Genomic DNA, 18,127 nt, shown 5'->3' with positions numbered 1-18,127 from the left:
TCTTCTTTGATTATTTCCATCTGCAAGAGTTATTTTAACAATAATATTAGCTTCTAATGATAACTTATTATATTAAAAGTATTTTATCATCTTTCGCTAATTTTGTATCGTATAATTTTTAAAGTATATTGTTGGATGAATAGTCGTATGCAAATCCAATCTTTCTAAATAGTTCTTGTATAATTTAAAGAATCAAAAACCATATCTTGTATGCTATGGTTTTTGTATTAGCCTATAAAACTACTACGAGTTATTGTTTAATATGTTCTTTTTAAAATCCTTATCCATTTTGTAACCGCTTCTCATTTCCAAAGACTACAAATTTTTATTTTAAGCTATCTTCTAATAAAAAACTATTTTACTCCCACTCGATAGTTGCAGGTGGCTTGCTTGAGATATCGTAAACTACGCGGTTAATGCCATCTACTTCGTTTATGATGCGGCGAGAGACGTTTTCTAGCAGATCGTACGGCAGGCGTGAGAAGCTAGCAGTCATGCCATCACTCGCATCGACCACACGCACACAAACAGCGTTTTCATAAGTGCGGTTATCACCCATTACGCCGACAGAATTTACATTTAAGAGCACGCAGAATGCCTGCCAAGTTTTGTTATACCAGCCAGTGCTCTTTAGCTCATCTCGCAAGATCACATCAGCTTTTCGAAGTAGCTCTAAGCTTGGCTTATTTACCTCACCCATGATGCGAATAGCAAGGCCCGGTCCTGGGAAAGGATGACGGAATACTAGATCACGGCTTAGTCCAAGCTCAAGACCAAGCTTTCTAACCTCATCTTTAAAAATTTCTCTTAGTGGTTCGATCAGCTCAAATGTCATCCAATCAGGCAAACCGCCAACATTATGGTGGCTCTTTATCGTCTTGCTTGATCCAACTACTGAGCTTTCGATGATATCAGTATAAAGAGTGCCTTGAGCTAGAAATTTCACATCACCATGCTTTTTAGCCTCTTGCTCAAAAATTTCTATAAAGGTCTCACCTATGATCTTACGTTTTTTTTCAGGATCAACCACACCAGCTAAGCGGCCAAGGAAGATCTCGCTCGCATCTATGCTAACTAGCTCAACGCCAAGCTTTGTTCTAAATGTAGCTTCAACTTGCTCTCTTTCATTCGTTCTAAGAAGTCCGTTATCGACAAAGACAAGGATCAAATTTTCTGGCACAGCAGCCGCTAAAAGTGCCGCAGTCACAGAGCTATCCACGCCGCCACTAACTGCACAAAGTACCTTGTGAGTGCCTACTGTTTTTCTTATCTCTTCTATCTTATTTTTAGCGAAGCTTCCCATATTCCATGTGCTCTCGCAGCCGCAGATATATTTAGCGAAATTCTTTAGAATTTGCGTGCCGTATTCGCTGTGTTGCACCTCTGCGTGAAACTGGATCGCATAAAATTTTCGTTTATCATCGCCAAAAGCACAATAAGGCGAATTTTCACTAACAGCGATCACTTCAAAGCCCTCTGGCAAGTCCTTTACATAGTCGCTATGGCTCATCCATACGATTTGTTTTGAAGGTGTATCTTTAAATAGCTCATGCTCTTTAATAACGTTAAGCTCGGCCTTGCCATACTCTTTTTGATCAGCCGCTAAAACCTCAGCCCCATGCGTGTGAGCAAGTAGCTGCATGCCGTAGCAAACGCCAAGCATAGGGATGTTTAGCTCAAAAACACCACTATCACAAAAATAAGCATCTTTAGCATAAACACTAGCTGGACCGCCACTTAAAATGATACCTTTTGGCTCTTTCGCCTTTATCTCACTAAGCTTTGCATTAAATGGCAAAATTTCAGTGTAGACGCCCTCTTCTCTTAGCCTTCTGGCTATTAGCTGAGTGTATTGCGAACCAAAATCCAAAACTATAATCGTATTGTTCATTTATAACCTTTTAAAAATAGATATGAAAAATTTCAAACTGCACATACCAAACAATGATTGATACGATATATCCTAGAACCACCATCCAAGCGTATTTCATATGTGCACCAAAGGTATAAATTCCTTTTAATTTACCCATTACTCCAACACCAGCTGCTGAACCAAAGCTGATCATCGAACCACCGATACCAGCAGTTAGTGTCACTAGTAGCCACTGACTCATCGCCTCGCCTGCATCAGCTCCCATTGCTGGATTTGCTTTTAAGACAGCTGACATAACAGGGACATTATCAACGATCGCTGAAAGGAATCCAACGCCGATATTTACAGCAGTTGAGCCAAATTTATCATAAAGTGATACAGCGTAATTTAAAAATCCAGCAAAATGAAGAGCGCCAACTGCAGCTAAAATTCCAAAGAAGAAAAATAGTGTGTTGTTTTCGATCTTTGACATATAGTGAAATACATGCATTGGCTCTTCATTTTTGTGAGCTTTTTTGAAATAGTAAGTATAAAGACTAAGTAGTGAGAAACCAAACATCATTCCCCACATCGCTGGCAAGTGGAAAAGCTGATGCATCATAACTGCACAAAAGATAGTAAATGCGCCTATAAAGATAACCGCTTTACCGCCCTTTTTCATAACCACTTTTGGCTCGTTTGCTACGTCAAAATGCGGTGCAGTACTTGGCACCACGCGAGAAAGTAAAAATGCCGTTACAAACCAGCCAGTGATAGATGCTGGAAAAAGTGCGAAAAAGTCGACAAATGGTGCTTTTCCAGCAGCCCAAGCCATAAGCGTAGTGATATCGCCAAATGGACTCCATGCTCCACCCGCATTTGCGGCTACGACGATATTTATCGCACCGGCTACTAGGAAATTTGTATTATTTCTATCTATTGTTAGAAGAACGGTTGAAAGAATAAGCGCTGTTGTTAGGTTATCAGCTACTGGGCTTATAAAAAATGCCAAAATACCAGTTAGCCAAAACAGCTTTCTATAAGTATAGCCTTTTGATACGAGATTATATTTAAGTGCATTAAATACGTCTCTTTCGATAAGTGCTTCGATAAAAGTCATCGCCACCATCAAGAAAAATACGATCTGAGCGATCTCTAAAATCAGGTGATTTACCTCATGTTCAAGCGAATGCACATCCATGCCATTTATAAGCATATAAACGCCGATAAGTAGGAACATAAACGTACCGATAAAGATAGCAGGTTTTGCCTTATCGATATGGAAATTTTCTTCTGCTGCTATGAAAAAATATCCAACAACAAAAATTATAAGCGATAAAATTCCTGCCCATGTAGTAGTTAAGTCAATAGCTGCGGTTTCTCCATCAGCACCAAAAGCCATCGCGAAAAACAAGCCTAGAAGTCCAAAAAACCTCATTATACTCTCCTTGTAGAATAAAAAATCTTGGTATATTACTTAAATGAGCCTAAAAATTAGGTTAGTTAAAATTATTAAGCTTACATTACATTTTTATTTAAATACGAAAATTTTACTAGATTTTGTTTATCTTGTCAGTTTTCTTTTCTTTTACGGGAGCATTTCCATAAAATGGATCATCTTTGTAGCCACAACCGCTAAATGCAAAAAGAGTAAAAATTAAAATAAAAGATGATAAGATAAGCCCATGAAAAACGCTAAATTTTTGATAAATACTATTCATGAAAATCCTTTGTATAAAGAAAAATTAAGCATGGCAAATGAGTGCCAACAGCTTTTAGAGCTTATGGGGAAAGCAAAACGATTTTATATAGCTTTTTGCTACGTTAGAGAAGGTGTTTTAACCTTTGTTCTTACTCATCCCACTGGGCTTTTAGAGCTTAGGCGTGATAGTAGTATAAATGATATAAAAAGGTTATTAAAAACCTTTTGCAAATTTAATAAAAATAGCGTTTTTAACAGCATTCTTACTCCAAAACCTATTAACGAAATCAATTATGCAAAAAACAAGAAAGAAGAAAATATAAGATTTGTCGTGAGCAAATTTTTAAAATTTTTTAATCAAAAAGAGCAAAGTGCCATCTTTTATGCGCCAGCCAGCAAAGGCGAGTTTAAAAATTTAGCAAAAGACGAGCAAATACATCAAAAATTTGAAGAGCTAAGAGAAATTTTGCTCAAGAAAAATGAGCAGGCAAGATGCTAATAGACGAGATAAGAACGCTTCCAAACGAGCCTGGCGTATATCAGTATTTTGACGCGCAAAATAGACTCTTATACGTTGGCAAGGCCAAAATTTTAAAAAACAGGGTCAAAAGCTACTTTAAATTTACCCCAAGTCTAGCTCCGGCTGAAAAACTAAGCCCAAGAATTTCTAAGATGATAAGTGAGGCCGTACACCTTGAATACATCGTCACGCCAAGCGAGGCAGACGCGCTCATACTTGAAAATTCATTCATCAAGCAGCTAAAACCAAAATACAACATCTTGCTTCGTGACGACAAGACCTACCCTTATATCTTTATAAATTTAAATGATGATTTTCCAAGATTTGAGATCACTAGAAAGGTGGTAAAAGGCTCGAATATCCGCTACTTCGGGCCATATTTTAGTGGAGCTAGCGAGCTACTTGAGGCGCTTTATCTAAATTACAATCTCGTTCAGAAAAAGTCCTGCATCAAAGGCAAAAAAGCCTGCCTTTTTTATCAGCTAAAACGCTGCTATGCCCCGTGTGAGGGCAAAATTTCAAAAGAGAGCTACGCTAAGATCGTAAACGAAGCTATCGCGGCCTTACAAAATCCAAATTTACTCATCACTCGCCTTGAAGAGCTCATGCTAAACTACGCCAAGGCCGAAGACTACGAGCAAGCAGCCGCGACTAGAGATAAGATACAAACACTTAAAAATATGCAAACAAAGGTTGAAGTTGATCTAGCCAAGCTTGAAGACTTTGAGGCCTACTCGGTCGCTTGCGTGCACGATATGATCTGTGCGGTGAGATTTAGCGTGCAAAGTGGCAAGATAACTGGCGTAAAAACTGACATCACGCAGGCTAAAAACGCTCAAAAAGACGAGATAAACGAAGCTTATAAGCAGGCTATTTTAAAAAGCTTCATAGCTGGACAGCCGATAATTAGCACCAAAATTTATGTGCATGAGAGCTTTGAAGATAGTGAGCTGGTAGAGGAAATTTTAAACGAGAGATTTGGACGCAAATTTAGTATCACCTGCCCAAAAATAGGCGATAAGCGTAAAATTTGTGAAATCGCTACAAAAAACGCTGAAGTTAGCATCGAAAAATACCTAAAAACGCATGATAACGAGCTACTAAACGAGATAAAAGAGTACTTTGATCTAGCTCACACGCCTTACGTGGTCGAGGCTTACGATAACTCACACCTTTTTGGTGAGGCAAGTGTCGGAGCGATGGTGCGCTATGAACACGGCGAGTGGGCGAAGCAAAACTACCGCCACATGCACCTAAGCTCCAAAAACGACTACGATCAGATGAAAGAGAGCCTCACTGCTAGAGCGCTTAGGTTTGACAAGCTTAGCCCGCCTGATCTTTGGGTGATTGACGGGGGCGAAGTGCTTTTAAACTTAGCCTGTGAAATTTTAGCAAGCAGTGGCGCAAACGTAGATGTGATAGCCATTTCAAAAGAGAAGATCGATGCCAAAGCTCACCGTGCAAAAGGCGAGGCGAAAGATAAAATTTACACAAAAAATGGCAGCTTTAGCCTAAGCACGAGCGATAAAAAGCTTCAGTTTTTCCAAAAAATGCGTGATGAGAGCCATAGATTTGTCATCAGCTTTCACAGAAAAACAAGACAGAAAAACGATATGCAAAGATCAATTCTAAAGCAAGCTGGCGTATCTGAGGGAAGTATCGCGAAATTAATCAGCTTTTACGGAAGTTTTGATAAAATCAGCGAAGCGAATTTAGACGAAGTGGCAAAAATAACAAACAAAAGCGTAGCAGAAAAGCTTGCAGTGCTCAAAGAAGGAAATTTGAAGTGATAATATATGATGAAAATTTAAAAATATCTGCGATAACGCAAGATTCACTTGAGCTATTGGGTTTTGATAGTTTGGATGACTTTTTGTTGCAATACAAAGATATAAGTGAGCTAGTCATAACAAGCCAGGAAAGTACAAACTACAGCTTCTTAGAATTTTTACAAAATACGAAAGATAATAGTGCTAGAGTAAATTTAAAAAGGAAAGATGGTGGTGCGATCTTACTAGAAGCGAGATTGCAAAATGCTATTTTAAAAAATGGCGAAAAATTTTTTATCGTGCTTTTAGAGAAGCAAGACATAATAAACAACCAAAATCTAATAGCAGCAGTAAAAGTAAAACCTACATTAAGACTGCCTGTTTTTAAACTAAACGCATGGTATCTTTTTGATACACAGACACAATCACTTATCGATGATTCTTGGTTTGAAACATCGCTTAAAATACTAAATTTAAATAAAAAAGATTTTGCATCCTATTTAAATATATTTTTGCGTAACGCAAGAGAAATTCTTATCCAGATCCAATCAGCCATAATCGCAAAAGACGAGATAATGCTCAAAAAATACGTAGATGAGATAAGGGAAGCTGCATTAAATTTAAAGCTTAATAGCCTTGCAAATGAGCTTAATGCTTTTTTAGATAACAATCAAAATGGAAAAATGAAAGAGATGTCTCTTTTTACCAAAAGACTAATCGAGATAGAAAATATCGTCAAAAAATATAGCAAAAAGAGTATCAATGAAAAATAATAAATTTTATATATTGTTAGCGCCAATAATAATTTCAGCGATCTTTTGTGCATATAGCGGAAATGAAAGCTATAAAAAATTCACAGATCTAAAAGATCTAAATGAAAAACTATATAAACAATCCTTAGTATTTCAAACTATAAGATCTGTAATACAAGAGCACGATACGCTAATAGGCAAAAGCCAAGAAGATATAAAAAAGTTGCAAGATAGCACCTTAAAAAATACACAAAAATTTATAAATTCTATAAGAAAAGACGATCGTATCGAGATACGAAATATAAATAAATTAAAAGAATTGCTAGCAAATATAAACCAAAATGATAAATTTGATGAACTTTTTTACGAATTTTTCCAAAATATAAATGGAGAAATAGATAGCGATTTTAAACAAGATTTAGACCGAGACTTTCCGCTTATAATAAAAGCTTATGCCGCAACTTTAAGTAAAATTTACAACCAACTCTCTTTAGCAAACAACACTAAATACTACGTAAAAAACATCTTTATAAATGGCCCTTTATTTTCAATAAACAGTAATGTGAGGGAAAATATATATTCCGTAAAAGACAACACGCCAAATCTTGATATGCTTCCAAAAAGTAAGTTAAAAGAGAATATTTACAAAGACTTTAGCCAGTTTGAAGCCAACTATCAAGCTAAAAAGATAAGAGAAGCTAAAGCCAAGATCGCATTTTCTGAAAAGCTAAATATCGAAGATATTATCTTAATCAAACAGTATGAAGATGATAAATTTATACTTTTATTAAATAGTGCCATAAACATAAAAAATGAGCTACTAGAACTTACCGAGAGCGAGAAAATAAGCTATGGTATAAAGACCTTTTTTGAGTTTTTGCTTTGTGGCTTGCTCATTTTATCTTTGCTTGGTATTTCTGCTAGGTTGAAATTTTTAAAGGTGCTTATCGATAAGTCAAAATACATATCAAACTATATCCTATCATCAAAAGAGACAAGTGCGGATAATGCGATATCAAAACTCATAAAAACTTATGAAGATCTAAAAGAAACTTATATAAAAGATAGCAGCTTTTTTCAGATAAAAGATAGATATATTTTATCAGTTAGCAAGAAGCTAGAGTCTATCAATAAAGAAATTTTTACATCGACCGCGGCTTTAAAAATAGAAACAAATAATAGCAAAAAGCAAGTATTTATAGACACGATAGAAAAAAATGCAAATATTATGACTTCGCTTTATAACAATGCTAAAAATATCTCAAATGTTAAAAAATATAGCGAATGCAATAAAACCGAGATATTTGATCCTCAAAAAAGCTTTGAAGAAATTTTGCAAGCAAATATTGTCTATTCGCAAAGCAAAAAGATAAATTTTATAAGCTACCTTGATCCAAGCCTTACAAATGAACTAGAAGGAAATCTAAATTCATTAAAAACCGCATTTAACTCTATCTTTTTGGCGTCTTTATCAATGTCTTTAAGATATCAAAACATTATCATCGCTATCAAAAAAGTTCAAAAAGAGTTTGATAGAAGCGGGCTTTGTTCTGTAAGCTTTAGCATAAAAAATAGCTCAGCTGCCATGAGTGAAAAGCAAATTTCAGATATATTTTCAGATGATGAGAATAGCTTAAATAATGATGAGAGCGAGTTTTATCTAAAAATTGCTCAAATTTATTTAAAAAATTTAGAAAGCAAGCTAGAGATTAACTCGTTTTCAAGTATTGGCAATGAGTTTAAATTTGTAGTCATTTTTAAAACAACATCAAACTATAAAGACTTTGATATAAAATGCAATCATAAATTAGCATTCTTGCAAGATGTAAATATCGCTTACAACGAAGCTTTTGAGCAAACCACAAAAGACCTTGGGCTCAAAGTGGATATGCTAACAAGCACTAGTCCATCTATTACAAAAAATTATGATGCTATATTTTTAAGAAACACCAATAAGCAAGGTCAAGATATTAAAAATCCGCTCATTTTAAAAGATCCGCTAACTCCATTAAGCATCACAAGGCTACTTTGCTTAGGCGAAGCTGATATTATGAATAAAAATTTAAACGATAAACCAAAAATTTTAATCTGCGATACTAATGAAATTTACATAGATATAACAGCAAGTGGTTTTAGTAAATTTAACTGCGAAGTTGTGGGAGTTTGTAATAAAAAAGATTTAAAACAAGCCATAAAGCAAGGCGATTTTGACCTTATATTTGTTGGCTCGAAATTTTTCGAAGCTGAAAAAAATAGCCTTCAAAAAAATATTGATCTTATAAAAGCAGCCATACAAAATGCGAAAATTCCAATTATACTAATGCTTTCAAATACTTCAAATATAGATGGAGAGAGTGTCAAAGAATACTTCAATGCTTATATAAAAACGCCAATAAATAGCGACGAACTGGCTCAAATTTTTAGAAAATTTTTGCCAAATTTTGGCGAGATTGCAATAAACGAAAGCTATCTAGTAAAAAGCGAAAATATTATTTTATTTAAGAAATCGCCAATGGAAAATAAAATATTTAGCTCAGCTTTAGGAGAATTTTACAACACACTTGAAACCACAAATAGCTTTGATGAGCTATTAACAAAGATAAAAACCAAAACTTACGGTATCGTTCTTATAGATGAAAGCGTAAAAGGCTTCAACTACGAAGAGCTAACAAGAGTTGTTGATAAGATAAGACAAAGCCAAAAGGTTGATACAAGAGTGCTGATATTTGGCGCACAAGAAAGAAGTGAATTTCCTTTTGTAAAAGTGCTAGCTAAAAATATCACAAAAGCAGAGCTTTCAGCTACCGTAAGAGAGCAAATCGATTCTATGGGTACTAGCTACGCTAAAAGCTCTTATGAATTTATTAAGTTTAACGCCTAAAACTCTTTTGCGTTATTTTTAAATACATTTAGCACGCTTGCTCGCTTATGACAAATTTCAGCGTATTCTCTTTCACTCTTTGAGTCATAAACTATACCAGCTCCAGCCCCCACAAATACATCATTAAATCCATTTTCACCTGGCACAAATATGGCTGATCGAATAAGAATAGCAACCTGAGCATCGCCATTAAAATGTAAAAATCCAATGCCACCGCCATAGATATTTCGCGCAGAAATTTCAAGCTCGTTTATGATCTGCATCGCTCTGATCTTTGGCGCACCGCTAAGCGTGCCAGCTGGGAAAATACTAGCTAAGACATCAAAAAGATCAAGCCCTTTGGCGCACTTACCATAGACATCGCTTACGATATGAATTACTTTTTCATACTTTTGGATATGCATCGCATTTTTTACAAATACACTTTTTGGTTCTGAAACCCTGCCAATGTCATTTCTGGCAAGATCGATTAGCATTTTATGTTCAGCCAGCTCCTTTTCGTCACTTAATAGCTCATTTTCAAGTGCCGCATCTGCATTTGCATCGCTTCCTCTAGGTCTTGTGCCTGCGATCGGAGCTACAAAAATTTGCTCACTTTTCATCTCAAAAACAAGCTCTGGCGAAGAGCCAACCACATCGCCATAAGGTGTAGGAAAATGAAACATATATGGACTTGGATTTGTAAGTGAGAGCTTTTTATAAAAGTCCAAACTGCTCATATTAGTTGAAATTTCAAGCAATTCACCAAGCACCACCTGAAAGACATCGCCGCTTCTTATATACTCTTTTGCTAATTCAACCATATCCTCAAAGTGTTTCTTTTCTTTACCAAGATCAGTTTTTATACTAAATTTACTCTGCTCTTTGCTTTTGTTTTCAACTTTCACATCAAGCAAAAAGTAATAATATTTATTCTTATCTCCATAAAATGTATAAATTTTACTCATCTTGTCAAAGTGTAGATAGGCCTTTGCATCGGCATAGATAAATTTTGGAAATTCATACCTTTTAGCTTTCTCTTCTCCGATATACTCAAAGTATCTCACGCCGTCATATGCAAAAACACCAAATAGACCCGCAAATGGAGCTAAAGATTTATTACGATTTGTATCAAAATAACTTCTAAGCCCATAAAAATCCATATCCTTTTCATCGATGTATTCACAATCAATGCCTATAATCGTTTGCGTCTTATCCTCGGCTAGATAGCTATTTTTAAATTTTTCTCTAATCACTTCATAATAAAACAGTGGTTGTTCTAAGAGCATTTTTTTCCTTTAAATTTTTGATGATTATAAAAAAAGTTCGCTTTTAGTTTTTAAAATTTTTATCAAATTTCTAAATTTATGCCCAAATTTCACCTTTTTACTATTTTTTTAACACCGCTTGGCTAAAATTTGGCACTCATAAAAGGAAATTTATGCTTTTTGTTGAACTTTTTATAATCGGTATCGGCGTTGGATACATCGCTGGCTTTTTTGGCATTGGTGGCGGCACAGTCGTTGTTCCTATAATGGTCGCCTTTGGATATGACGTGAAAACAGCTATTGGCATAAGCGTCATGCAGATGATCTTTAGCGCGACGTTTGGCTCGTATCTAAACTACAAAGCTGGACTTTTAAAGCTAAATCGTGGCGTATTTTTAGGTCTTGGAGGATTGGTCGGAGCTAGCTTTAGTGGCATAATCGTATCTCACACGCCCGAGCTCTTACTCGAACTACTCTTGCTTGCAACTTTTATCTTTTCACTCATAAAACTATACTTCACACCAAATAGCGACGGTACAAATGCGAACAACTCCGTATTTTTACTATTTCTAGTTGGTTTTTGTATAGGTGCACTTGCCATTAGTATAGGCATAGGCGGTGGGGTTTTTATAGCTCCTATTTTAGTTGGCTTTTTGCGCTATGATATGAAAAAAGCCGTTTCAATGGGAGTGTTTTTTGTGATGTTCGCAGCCATTTCAGGCTTTATCTCACTATCTTTAAACGGCCACATCTCTTATTTGGAGGGTACATTCCTAGGGCTTGGCTCGCTAATAGGCGCATACTTTGGCACCAAAAAGACACAAGCTATGGATAAAAAAGCACTTAAAAAATGGTTTTTACTCTTTTATATAGCAATGATTATTCTAATCTTAAAAGATATGATATTTGGCTAAATCAAAAATTTAAGGCTAGGCTAGCTAGTCTTAAATTTCTTCAAAAAAATAGGCTTCGCTTAATTTAAAAGCAAGCTTATCTAGCTCATCTTTACTTAAATTTACGCTCTTTGCGATATCTTTTAAATTAGCTTTGCCATCAAATTTTAAAGCGGCCTTGATCTCTTCATGGCTTAAGTTTAGCTTGCCATTTAGCTCATTTGCCAAAGAGATAACTGGTGAGCTAGCATTTAAAAAATACTTAAGATATGCAGCAGTTCTAGGCTTTAGTCTAGTTTTGCAAGGTTCATAGGTAAGTGCTACAAGTTTTGAAGAAGAAATTTTAGTGTTTTGATCATTTAAAATTTCAAGCAGTCCCACAAAAGCTTCATTTGCATTCTCGCCAAGTGCCGTTTTTACTTCGCTTAAATTTAGGCTTTGCGGATAGGCTTTGCTTAAAATTTCTTGCGTTTTTGTCCTTGGCTGCTCGCTAAAATATGCAAAATAAATCTTATCAAGCTCGCTCTCTCCAAGCACCGCGTCAAAGTCCTCAGCACCACCAAGTCTCTCCTTGTGAGCGATGAGACTTTTTCTAAATGATCTATTAAACAAAAAGTCATTTAGCTGCTCTTTTTTGATGCGAGAGTTGTAATTTTGCTCGATATGTGCGTCGAAGCGGTAAATTCCAGTAGAGCTTGCGAAGATGTCATTTAGCGAAGCATCTATAACGTAGCAAAGTCCGTGTTTGTCGATATGCTTAGCAAATTTATGAAAGTAGATTGGCTCGTTGCTAGCCTCTAAAAAATCATGCAATATATAATAATCATTACCCTTTGCGATGATGCCTTGTAAGAAATTCAGCTGCGTTAAAAGAAGCTTCATACTATCTTTGTATACGACATCGCTTTGACTTTGCAGGCTAAATTTCAAATAATCCTGTAAAAAATTTAACTCACTTTTTACGTGAGCAAGTGCCTCTTTGCTGTCGTTGCCTGAGCTAACAAAAAGCATAAAATCTCTTAAAATATCAAGGCTCTTCCAGCCAGGATAGGTATTATACGAAACATAAGCTATGCCATCCTTGCTCAGTAGTGCCTTAATCGTGGCAAGCAGCGCATCTCTTACATTTGGACTCACCCAGCTATAAACGCCATGAGCGATAATATAGTCAAATTTCCCAAGCTCTTTTATATCGCTTTCGTTCATGTGCAAAAAATTTCGCTCAAGTAGAGTAAAATTTTCTAAACCTATCTGCTTTGCTACCTTGTTACCTTCAGCCACTTGATGACTTGAGATATCGATACCAACAACTTTTGCGTTTTTATGCGAAATAGCAAATGGTAAGATATTTCCGCCATATGATGAGCCAAGCTCAAGCACTCTAGCCTCTTTTAGGCTAGCTGCTTTAAGCCCCAGAAATTTAGCAACCGCTTCTATCCTAACTGGCGAGCAGTCGCTAAATGCGGCCGAGAAATAAGGAATTCCGTCGTAAGCTTTTTTTGCCTTGTTCATCAGCCGTGCTTTCTAGCAAATTCTCTCATGAACTCGCCAAGTTTCTCAACGTCGCTTTGGCTAACGGCGTTATAGATAGAGGCTCTTATGCCACCAAGATGTCTGTGGCCCTTTAACCCTATCATGCCCTCTTTCAGCGCCTCCTCGACGAAAACTGGCTCAAGTGCGTGATCTTTTGGTATCGTAAAGCTCACGTTCATATCTGACCTACTTGATTTTTTAGCGTGCCCTACGTAAAAGCCATTTGAGCTATCTATGATGCTATAAAGCGTGCTTGCTTTTTTGGCATTTATCTTCTCAACCTCGGCAAGTCCGCCAAGATCTAGTAGGTGCTGCATGGTTAAATTTAAAAGATAAATTCCAAAAGTTGGTGGTGTGTTGTAAAGTGAGTTTGCCTCTACGTGCGTTTTGTAGCGCAAAAACATAGGGACATTTTGGCTGCTCACGCGATCAACTAAGTCTTTTCTTAAAATGACGATAGTCACGCCGCTTGGACCTGCATTTTTCTGAGCGCCGCCGTAAAGCAAGCTAATGCTGCTAAAATCAAGCGGTCTAGCGAAAAAATCGCTCGAAGCATCGACAACTAGGGGCGATTTGGTCTTTGGCATGGCTCTATACTGCGTGCCGTAAATCGTGTTGTTTGAGCAGATATAGGCGTAGTCAGCATCATCACTAAATTTAAACTCAGGGATGTAAGAAAAATTCTCATCCTCGCTGCTTGCGACAACATCTACATTTACGCCAAGCACTTTTGCCTCTTTGATCGCTTTGTTTGTCCAAACGCCGGTGTTTGCATATTCAGCCCTGCCACCTTGATATAAATTCATCGGTATCATGCTAAATTGCAAGTGTGCGCCGCCTTGTAAAAATAAAATTTCATACTCATCACCGATGCCGTAAAGCTTTCTTATCTTATCCATCGCGCCAAAGTGGATCTCCTCAAAGGTCTTGCTTCTGTGGCTGATCTCCATGATCGAGTAGCCCTCGCCTCTGTAGTCGGTAAATTCGGCCTTTGCGTGCTCTAAAACGTCTAATGGTATCGCACTTGGGCCTGCGCTAAAGTTGATTTTTCTACTCATTTTTACTCCTTGATAATTGCTTTTTTATGTGTATTTTGTGAGATAAGCTCGATCTCATCGTCTATTTTTAGATCCCTAAGATCAACCATCTTGCCATCTTTTCTAACCTCAATAAGCCCTTTTGTGCTCTCAAAAAAGAGCTCCCTCATCTCATAAGCCTTCTCTAGCGAGCCAAGGGCCGAGCCAAGAAGCAAGATCTTTCTTTGCACGACGTTTGCTATGGCGTTTTGCTTATTTGCTACCTCGCTAAATTTTAGCTCGATCCTAGCTTTTAGGGCATTTGATGAAAATTTAGAAAGTAGTAAATTTAATAAATTTTGCTTCTTTGTGATCTTTAAATTTAAAGCGCTATCAAGATCGTCGCTGAGCCTATCAAGATACTGAAAAAACGCCTCTTCATCAGGCAAAAGATCTAGCATAGCTGCACTTGGCGTAAGCGATCTGCGGTCTGCTACAAAGTCGCTTATAACGTAGTCGATCTCGTGTCCGATAGCACTTATAACTGGCGTTTTGGTGGCGTAAATTTCACGCGCCAAGCCCTCGTCATTAAAGCACCAAAGATCCTCTTTGCTACCACCTCCGCGAGCCAAAACGATCACATCAACGCCGTATTTATCGGCTCTGCGTAAGGCTTTTATAAGCGAGCTTGGGGCATTTTCACCTTGAGTTAAAGCATCAAAGATATAAATTTCGCTTAATTTCCAACGGCTCGTCACGACCTTTAACATATCCTGAAGTGCCGCCGAAGTAGCGCTTGTGACAAGGGCTATTTTTTTAGGTAAATTTGGTATCTCTTTTTTTGTGCCGATATCAAAAAGCCCCTCATTTTCGAGCTTTTCTTTAAGCTGCCTAAACGCAAGCTCAAGCTCTCCCTCGCCATCTGGTAGCATCGCACTAGCCACTAGCTGATACGATCCACTTGGCGAATAAATGGTCACTTTGCCATAAATTTTGACCTTCAAGCCATCTTTTGGCAAGAATTTCACCTTTTGGTTGTTCATGCGATACATCACGGCTGAAATGCTTGACTTTTCGTCCTTTAGCGTGAAGTACCAGTGCCCAGAGGCGTGCTTAGTAAGGCGCGAAATTTCTCCACTTACCTCGACGTAGTCAAGTGTCGCTTCAAGCAGTGCCTTTGCTTTTTCGTTTAGCTCAGAAACACTAAGCATTGATTTCTCTTACCTTTTTAGCGATAAATAGCGTCGAGATGTCCATACTAAAGCCCTTACAAAGCTCTATCTCAAAGCCAGCAGTGGCTAGCTCATCGCAAAAGCTCTTTGCATCCAAGAAATTTTCTATCGAGCTTGGCAGATACTCGTATGCCTCTTTATTTTTTGAGATAAAGCCACCAATTTTTGGCAAAATTTTACTTAGGTAAAAATCTCTTAGCGAGGTTATAAGCCCCTTTTTCTGGCGTTTTGTAAATTCAAGCACGGCTACGTAGCCATTTAGAGCAAGTACTCTGTTAAACTCTCTAAGCGCAGCCTTTCGCTCAACCACATTTCTGATACCATAGCTTATGCTTAAAATTTGAGCCTCGCCACTTGTAAGCGTAGTGTTGTCAGCGTAGGCCTCTATAAATTTAAAATTTGGAAATTTTGCCCTAGCCTCTTTTAGCATACCACTTGAGGGATCGATACCAGTAAGGCTTTTTATCTCAACGCCAAATTCTTTTGAAATTTCACTCCAAAGCCCCATCATATCGCCAGTACCGCAAGCTACATCTACAATATTTATGCTTTTATTTTTAAAAATTTCTAGCATATATCTGCAGGCAAATTTCCTCCAGCTCACATCCACACCAAGACTTAGCACCCTGTTTGCGACGTCATAAGTCGGAGCGATCTGGTTAAACATATCAACGATTTTTTCTTGTTTTTGCATAAATTTGCCCTTTTATATGTAGTAAATTTTTAAATTTCTTGAAATTTTGCGAGTTACTTTTATAAATTTAAGACGCTTTTTTAGTATCTCTTCTCTACTTTTATAAATTTGCTTGTAAATTTTACTCTCTAGCCTCTCTTTATCTGGCATTTCTGGAAGTCTTTTAAGGATGCCGAGCCAAACGTCATAGTCTTGAAGATTGCCAAAAATTTCTTGCATCTGCTTTAGCTTCTCTTCATACTTTTTAAGCCCTTCAAAATAAAAAATTTCACATAAAAACTCGTATGTGTATCTCATCTTTTTAAGCTCTATCCTAAGATCATGAAAGCTCTCATTTGGGCAGTCTTGATTAAGGCTTTTTATCCTTTTTTGAGCTAAAACCAAAAGCGTTCTAAGCTTAAACGAACCAAGGCGCGAAAGGCTTACATCAAAGAGTTTTGACTTATAAAATTCACCCTCGTTTAAAAATATCTCCCACTCTTTTAAAAATGCGTAGTTTTCTTCGTCACCAAGGTAGCTTTTTACATTTTCATACTCTAAATCTAGAGCCTTTTTTACAAAATATATAGGCTCGTTTGCATGTTTTTGCTCGTTTAAAAAGCTCAAAAATACATCCAAATCTCGCTTTTTGTTTGTCGAGTTTGCAAGCATTTTAAAATTCTCACCAAAAAAAAGTGTCACTTTCTCATCAAAAACGCCACTAAAAATTTTAAGGATCGACCTAACCTTTCTTAAATTTACGCGAAGATCATGCAAAACTTCTTCATCTTTATCTATCAAATACTGGCTTTTTAGCCTTTTTATTACTTTAAAAATACTAACGAAAAGGACTCTTAGCGCCTCGCCGCTTTTTAGATTTGTAGCAAAATTTGGCAAAATTTCTTTTTCTTTTATGATCTTATAGGCTCTTTTGTAGTCAATTTGTTCATTTTCATTAGCATGAATGGCAAGAAATTTGTTTTTATATCTTTTATCACAAGTTACGTCACTTAGGCAAAAATTTTCTAAAAATGGTGGTAGTTTGAAAAAGACGGCCTCATTTTCATCGCTAAATTCGATTTCAAATGTACAAAGCCCGTTTAGTTCATTTTTAAAAATATCGATATTGCAAGGATTGTTATTTAATTTAAAAATGTATCTATCTTTTAAGATGACGCTACCGATGCGGTTTTTAAGAGCCTTTTTAAACTCCGCTTTTTCGCAAAATTCTTCATTTTCTTCCCTGATTAGATCTTTACCAATCTTTACAGTTTTTATAAATTTATCCTCTTCACTTCGAAAGCGGATCTCTTCATTTTGCGTTATCTTGGTATAAAATTGAGAAATTTCAAGGTGCTTAAAAACTACTCCAGCTTCTTTTAAAAAATCTAGAATTTGAGAATTTTTGAGTAAAAATTTACGCTCTATCTCCAAACTCACATTTTTCTCCAAAATTTTTTGTTCATTTTAGCAAGTTAGTGCTTAAAACAATGAGAAAAATGCTAAATTTAGGCTTATTTTAAAAGTATTTTTATAAGAAAAAAGATGGAATTTATGTTGCTAAATAGCAACATAAATTTTATTTACAGTGTTTACAGCTTTTTACACTAGCTACGATGTTTAGACGTTCTATTATATTTCCGATCTTCTTTTCTAGTGCCTCTTGATATTTGCCAAGCTCAGCATCATCGTAGCTCACGTCCTCGACGCTTCCACAGCTTTCACATACAACATGGATATGTGGATATTCGTAGATGTCGTATCTAGCTTTTTGATTGACGATATTTACTTCAACTACGAGACCTTCGTCTTTTAAAGTATTTAAATTTTTATAAACCGTTGCTAGAGAAACCGATGGACTCTCTTTTAAAATCTCATCATAAAGCTCATCAATCGTTGGATGCGTGTGGAGATCAAGAATTCTTAAAACGCTAAGGCGTTGTGGCGTAACTTTTAGCCCAGATTGCTTTAATAATGATACGTATTGCATAATGCTTTTCCTTGTTTTTATTTTGGCTTATGCTAGCAAAAATAATATTAAACGTTACTTTATTAAA

Annotated in this window: 15 protein-coding genes; 5 read left to right on the top strand and 10 right to left on the bottom strand. The window is 36.5% G+C overall.

The genetic code is table 11. The annotated features are described in order from the left end of the window. Nucleotides 1-358: 358 nt before the first annotated feature. From guaA to F3G69_RS09275, 3 genes are all read right to left on the bottom strand, one after another. Entirely contained in the window at nt 359-1,891 is a 1,533-nt protein-coding gene (gene guaA, locus F3G69_RS03845; RefSeq protein WP_149714476.1) for a glutamine-hydrolyzing GMP synthase, read from the bottom strand. Nucleotides 1,892-1,901: 10 nt separating this feature from the next. Next, nucleotides 1,902-3,290, bottom strand: a complete 1,389-nt coding sequence (gene nhaD / locus F3G69_RS03840; protein WP_021091705.1) for a sodium:proton antiporter NhaD — start codon at nt 3,288-3,290, stop codon at nt 1,902-1,904. A gap of 115 nt (nt 3,291-3,405) precedes the next feature. Beyond that, nucleotides 3,406-3,573: a hypothetical protein gene (locus F3G69_RS09275; protein WP_021091736.1), complete on the bottom strand. Its 168-nt coding sequence runs from the start codon at nt 3,571-3,573 to the stop codon at nt 3,406-3,408. Nucleotides 3,574-3,603: 30 nt separating this feature from the next. On the opposite strand from F3G69_RS09275, the gene F3G69_RS03835 reads away from it, so the two are divergent. The 4 genes from F3G69_RS03835 to F3G69_RS03820 are packed head-to-tail and all read left to right on the top strand — an operon-like array spanning nt 3,604 to nt 9,476. Continuing rightward, entirely contained in the window at nt 3,604-4,053 is a 450-nt protein-coding gene (locus tag F3G69_RS03835) for a hypothetical protein (RefSeq protein WP_149714475.1), read from the top strand. Continuing rightward, entirely contained in the window at nt 4,047-5,864 is a 1,818-nt protein-coding gene (gene uvrC, locus F3G69_RS03830; RefSeq protein ID WP_149714474.1) for an excinuclease ABC subunit UvrC, read from the top strand. Before F3G69_RS03835 ends, uvrC begins: the two co-directional genes overlap by 7 nt. Then, entirely contained in the window at nt 5,861-6,616 is a 756-nt protein-coding gene (locus tag F3G69_RS03825; RefSeq protein WP_103599801.1) for a hypothetical protein, read from the top strand. Before uvrC ends, F3G69_RS03825 begins: the two co-directional genes overlap by 4 nt. Beyond that, on the top strand, nt 6,606-9,476 hold the full coding sequence (locus F3G69_RS03820) for a response regulator (protein WP_149714473.1): 2,871 nt from the start codon (nt 6,606-6,608) through the stop codon (nt 9,474-9,476). The genes F3G69_RS03825 and F3G69_RS03820 overlap by 11 nt, the downstream gene beginning before the upstream one ends. On the opposite strand, the gene F3G69_RS03815 is transcribed toward F3G69_RS03820, so the two are convergent. Then, complete coding sequence (locus F3G69_RS03815) at nt 9,473-10,744, bottom strand: anthranilate synthase component I family protein (RefSeq protein WP_149714472.1); 1,272 nt, start codon at nt 10,742-10,744, stop codon at nt 9,473-9,475. The two genes, F3G69_RS03820 and F3G69_RS03815, sit on opposite strands and share 4 nt — an antisense overlap. 152 nt (nt 10,745-10,896) lie before the next feature. Here F3G69_RS03815 and F3G69_RS03810 point away from each other — a divergent pair, with 152 nt between their 5' ends. After that, entirely contained in the window at nt 10,897-11,637 is a 741-nt protein-coding gene (locus tag F3G69_RS03810; RefSeq protein WP_084042233.1) for a sulfite exporter TauE/SafE family protein, read from the top strand. Between the two features lie 30 nt (nt 11,638-11,667). On the opposite strand, the gene F3G69_RS03805 is transcribed toward F3G69_RS03810, so the two are convergent. The 6 genes from F3G69_RS03805 to F3G69_RS03780 all read right to left on the bottom strand — a co-directional run bounded on the left by F3G69_RS03805 (nt 11,668) and on the right by F3G69_RS03780 (nt 18,060). Beyond that, entirely contained in the window at nt 11,668-13,128 is a 1,461-nt protein-coding gene (locus F3G69_RS03805) for a methyltransferase regulatory domain-containing protein (protein ID WP_149714471.1), read from the bottom strand. After that, a complete protein-coding gene (serC, locus tag F3G69_RS03800; protein WP_149714470.1) occupies nt 13,128-14,207 on the bottom strand; it encodes a phosphoserine transaminase in 1,080 nt (359 codons plus the stop codon). Before serC ends, F3G69_RS03805 begins: the two co-directional genes overlap by 1 nt. 2 nt (nt 14,208-14,209) lie before the next feature. Continuing rightward, entirely contained in the window at nt 14,210-15,376 is a 1,167-nt protein-coding gene (gene xseA / locus F3G69_RS03795; RefSeq protein WP_149714469.1) for an exodeoxyribonuclease VII large subunit, read from the bottom strand. Continuing rightward, nucleotides 15,369-16,091: a bifunctional demethylmenaquinone methyltransferase/2-methoxy-6-polyprenyl-1,4-benzoquinol methylase UbiE gene (ubiE, locus tag F3G69_RS03790; RefSeq protein WP_103599808.1), complete on the bottom strand. Its 723-nt coding sequence runs from the start codon at nt 16,089-16,091 to the stop codon at nt 15,369-15,371. Before ubiE ends, xseA begins: the two co-directional genes overlap by 8 nt. 12 nt (nt 16,092-16,103) lie before the next feature. Further along, complete coding sequence (locus F3G69_RS03785; RefSeq protein ID WP_223155869.1) at nt 16,104-17,510, bottom strand: CYTH and CHAD domain-containing protein; 1,407 nt, start codon at nt 17,508-17,510, stop codon at nt 16,104-16,106. A gap of 139 nt (nt 17,511-17,649) precedes the next feature. Further along, the gene (locus F3G69_RS03780; protein ID WP_149714468.1) at nt 17,650-18,060 is read right to left on the bottom strand and encodes a Fur family transcriptional regulator; all 411 of its coding nucleotides are present in this window, start codon (nt 18,058-18,060) and stop codon (nt 17,650-17,652) included. Nucleotides 18,061-18,127 lie beyond the last annotated feature (67 nt).

Source organism: Campylobacter concisus, from assembly GCF_902460625.1.
GTDB classification, from domain to species: Bacteria; Campylobacterota; Campylobacteria; order Campylobacterales; family Campylobacteraceae; genus Campylobacter_A; species Campylobacter_A concisus_AD.
This window is presented reverse-complemented; position numbering and strand designations above follow the sequence as displayed.

Bases quoted from the DNA above. Each gene is read 5' to 3' on its own strand.
- guaA (WP_149714476.1), bottom strand. From the start codon at position 1,891: ATGAACAATACGATTATAGTTTTGGATTTTGGTTCGCAATACACTCAG.
- nhaD (WP_021091705.1), bottom strand. From the start codon at position 3,290: ATGAGGTTTTTTGGACTTCTAGGCTTGTTTTTCGCGATGGCTTTTGGT.
- F3G69_RS09275 (WP_021091736.1), bottom strand. From the start codon at position 3,573: ATGAATAGTATTTATCAAAAATTTAGCGTTTTTCATGGGCTTATCTTA.
- F3G69_RS03835 (WP_149714475.1), top strand. From the start codon at position 3,604: ATGGCAAATGAGTGCCAACAGCTTTTAGAGCTTATGGGGAAAGCAAAA.
- uvrC (WP_149714474.1), top strand. From the start codon at position 4,047: ATGCTAATAGACGAGATAAGAACGCTTCCAAACGAGCCTGGCGTATAT.
- F3G69_RS03820 (WP_149714473.1), top strand. From the start codon at position 6,606: ATGAAAAATAATAAATTTTATATATTGTTAGCGCCAATAATAATTTCA.
- F3G69_RS03815 (WP_149714472.1), bottom strand. From the start codon at position 10,744: ATGCTCTTAGAACAACCACTGTTTTATTATGAAGTGATTAGAGAAAAA.
- F3G69_RS03810 (WP_084042233.1), top strand. From the start codon at position 10,897: ATGCTTTTTGTTGAACTTTTTATAATCGGTATCGGCGTTGGATACATC.
- F3G69_RS03805 (WP_149714471.1), bottom strand. From the start codon at position 13,128: ATGAACAAGGCAAAAAAAGCTTACGACGGAATTCCTTATTTCTCGGCC.
- serC (WP_149714470.1), bottom strand. From the start codon at position 14,207: ATGAGTAGAAAAATCAACTTTAGCGCAGGCCCAAGTGCGATACCATTA.
- xseA (WP_149714469.1), bottom strand. From the start codon at position 15,376: ATGCTTAGTGTTTCTGAGCTAAACGAAAAAGCAAAGGCACTGCTTGAA.
- ubiE (WP_103599808.1), bottom strand. From the start codon at position 16,091: ATGCAAAAACAAGAAAAAATCGTTGATATGTTTAACCAGATCGCTCCG.
- F3G69_RS03780 (WP_149714468.1), bottom strand. From the start codon at position 18,060: ATGCAATACGTATCATTATTAAAGCAATCTGGGCTAAAAGTTACGCCA.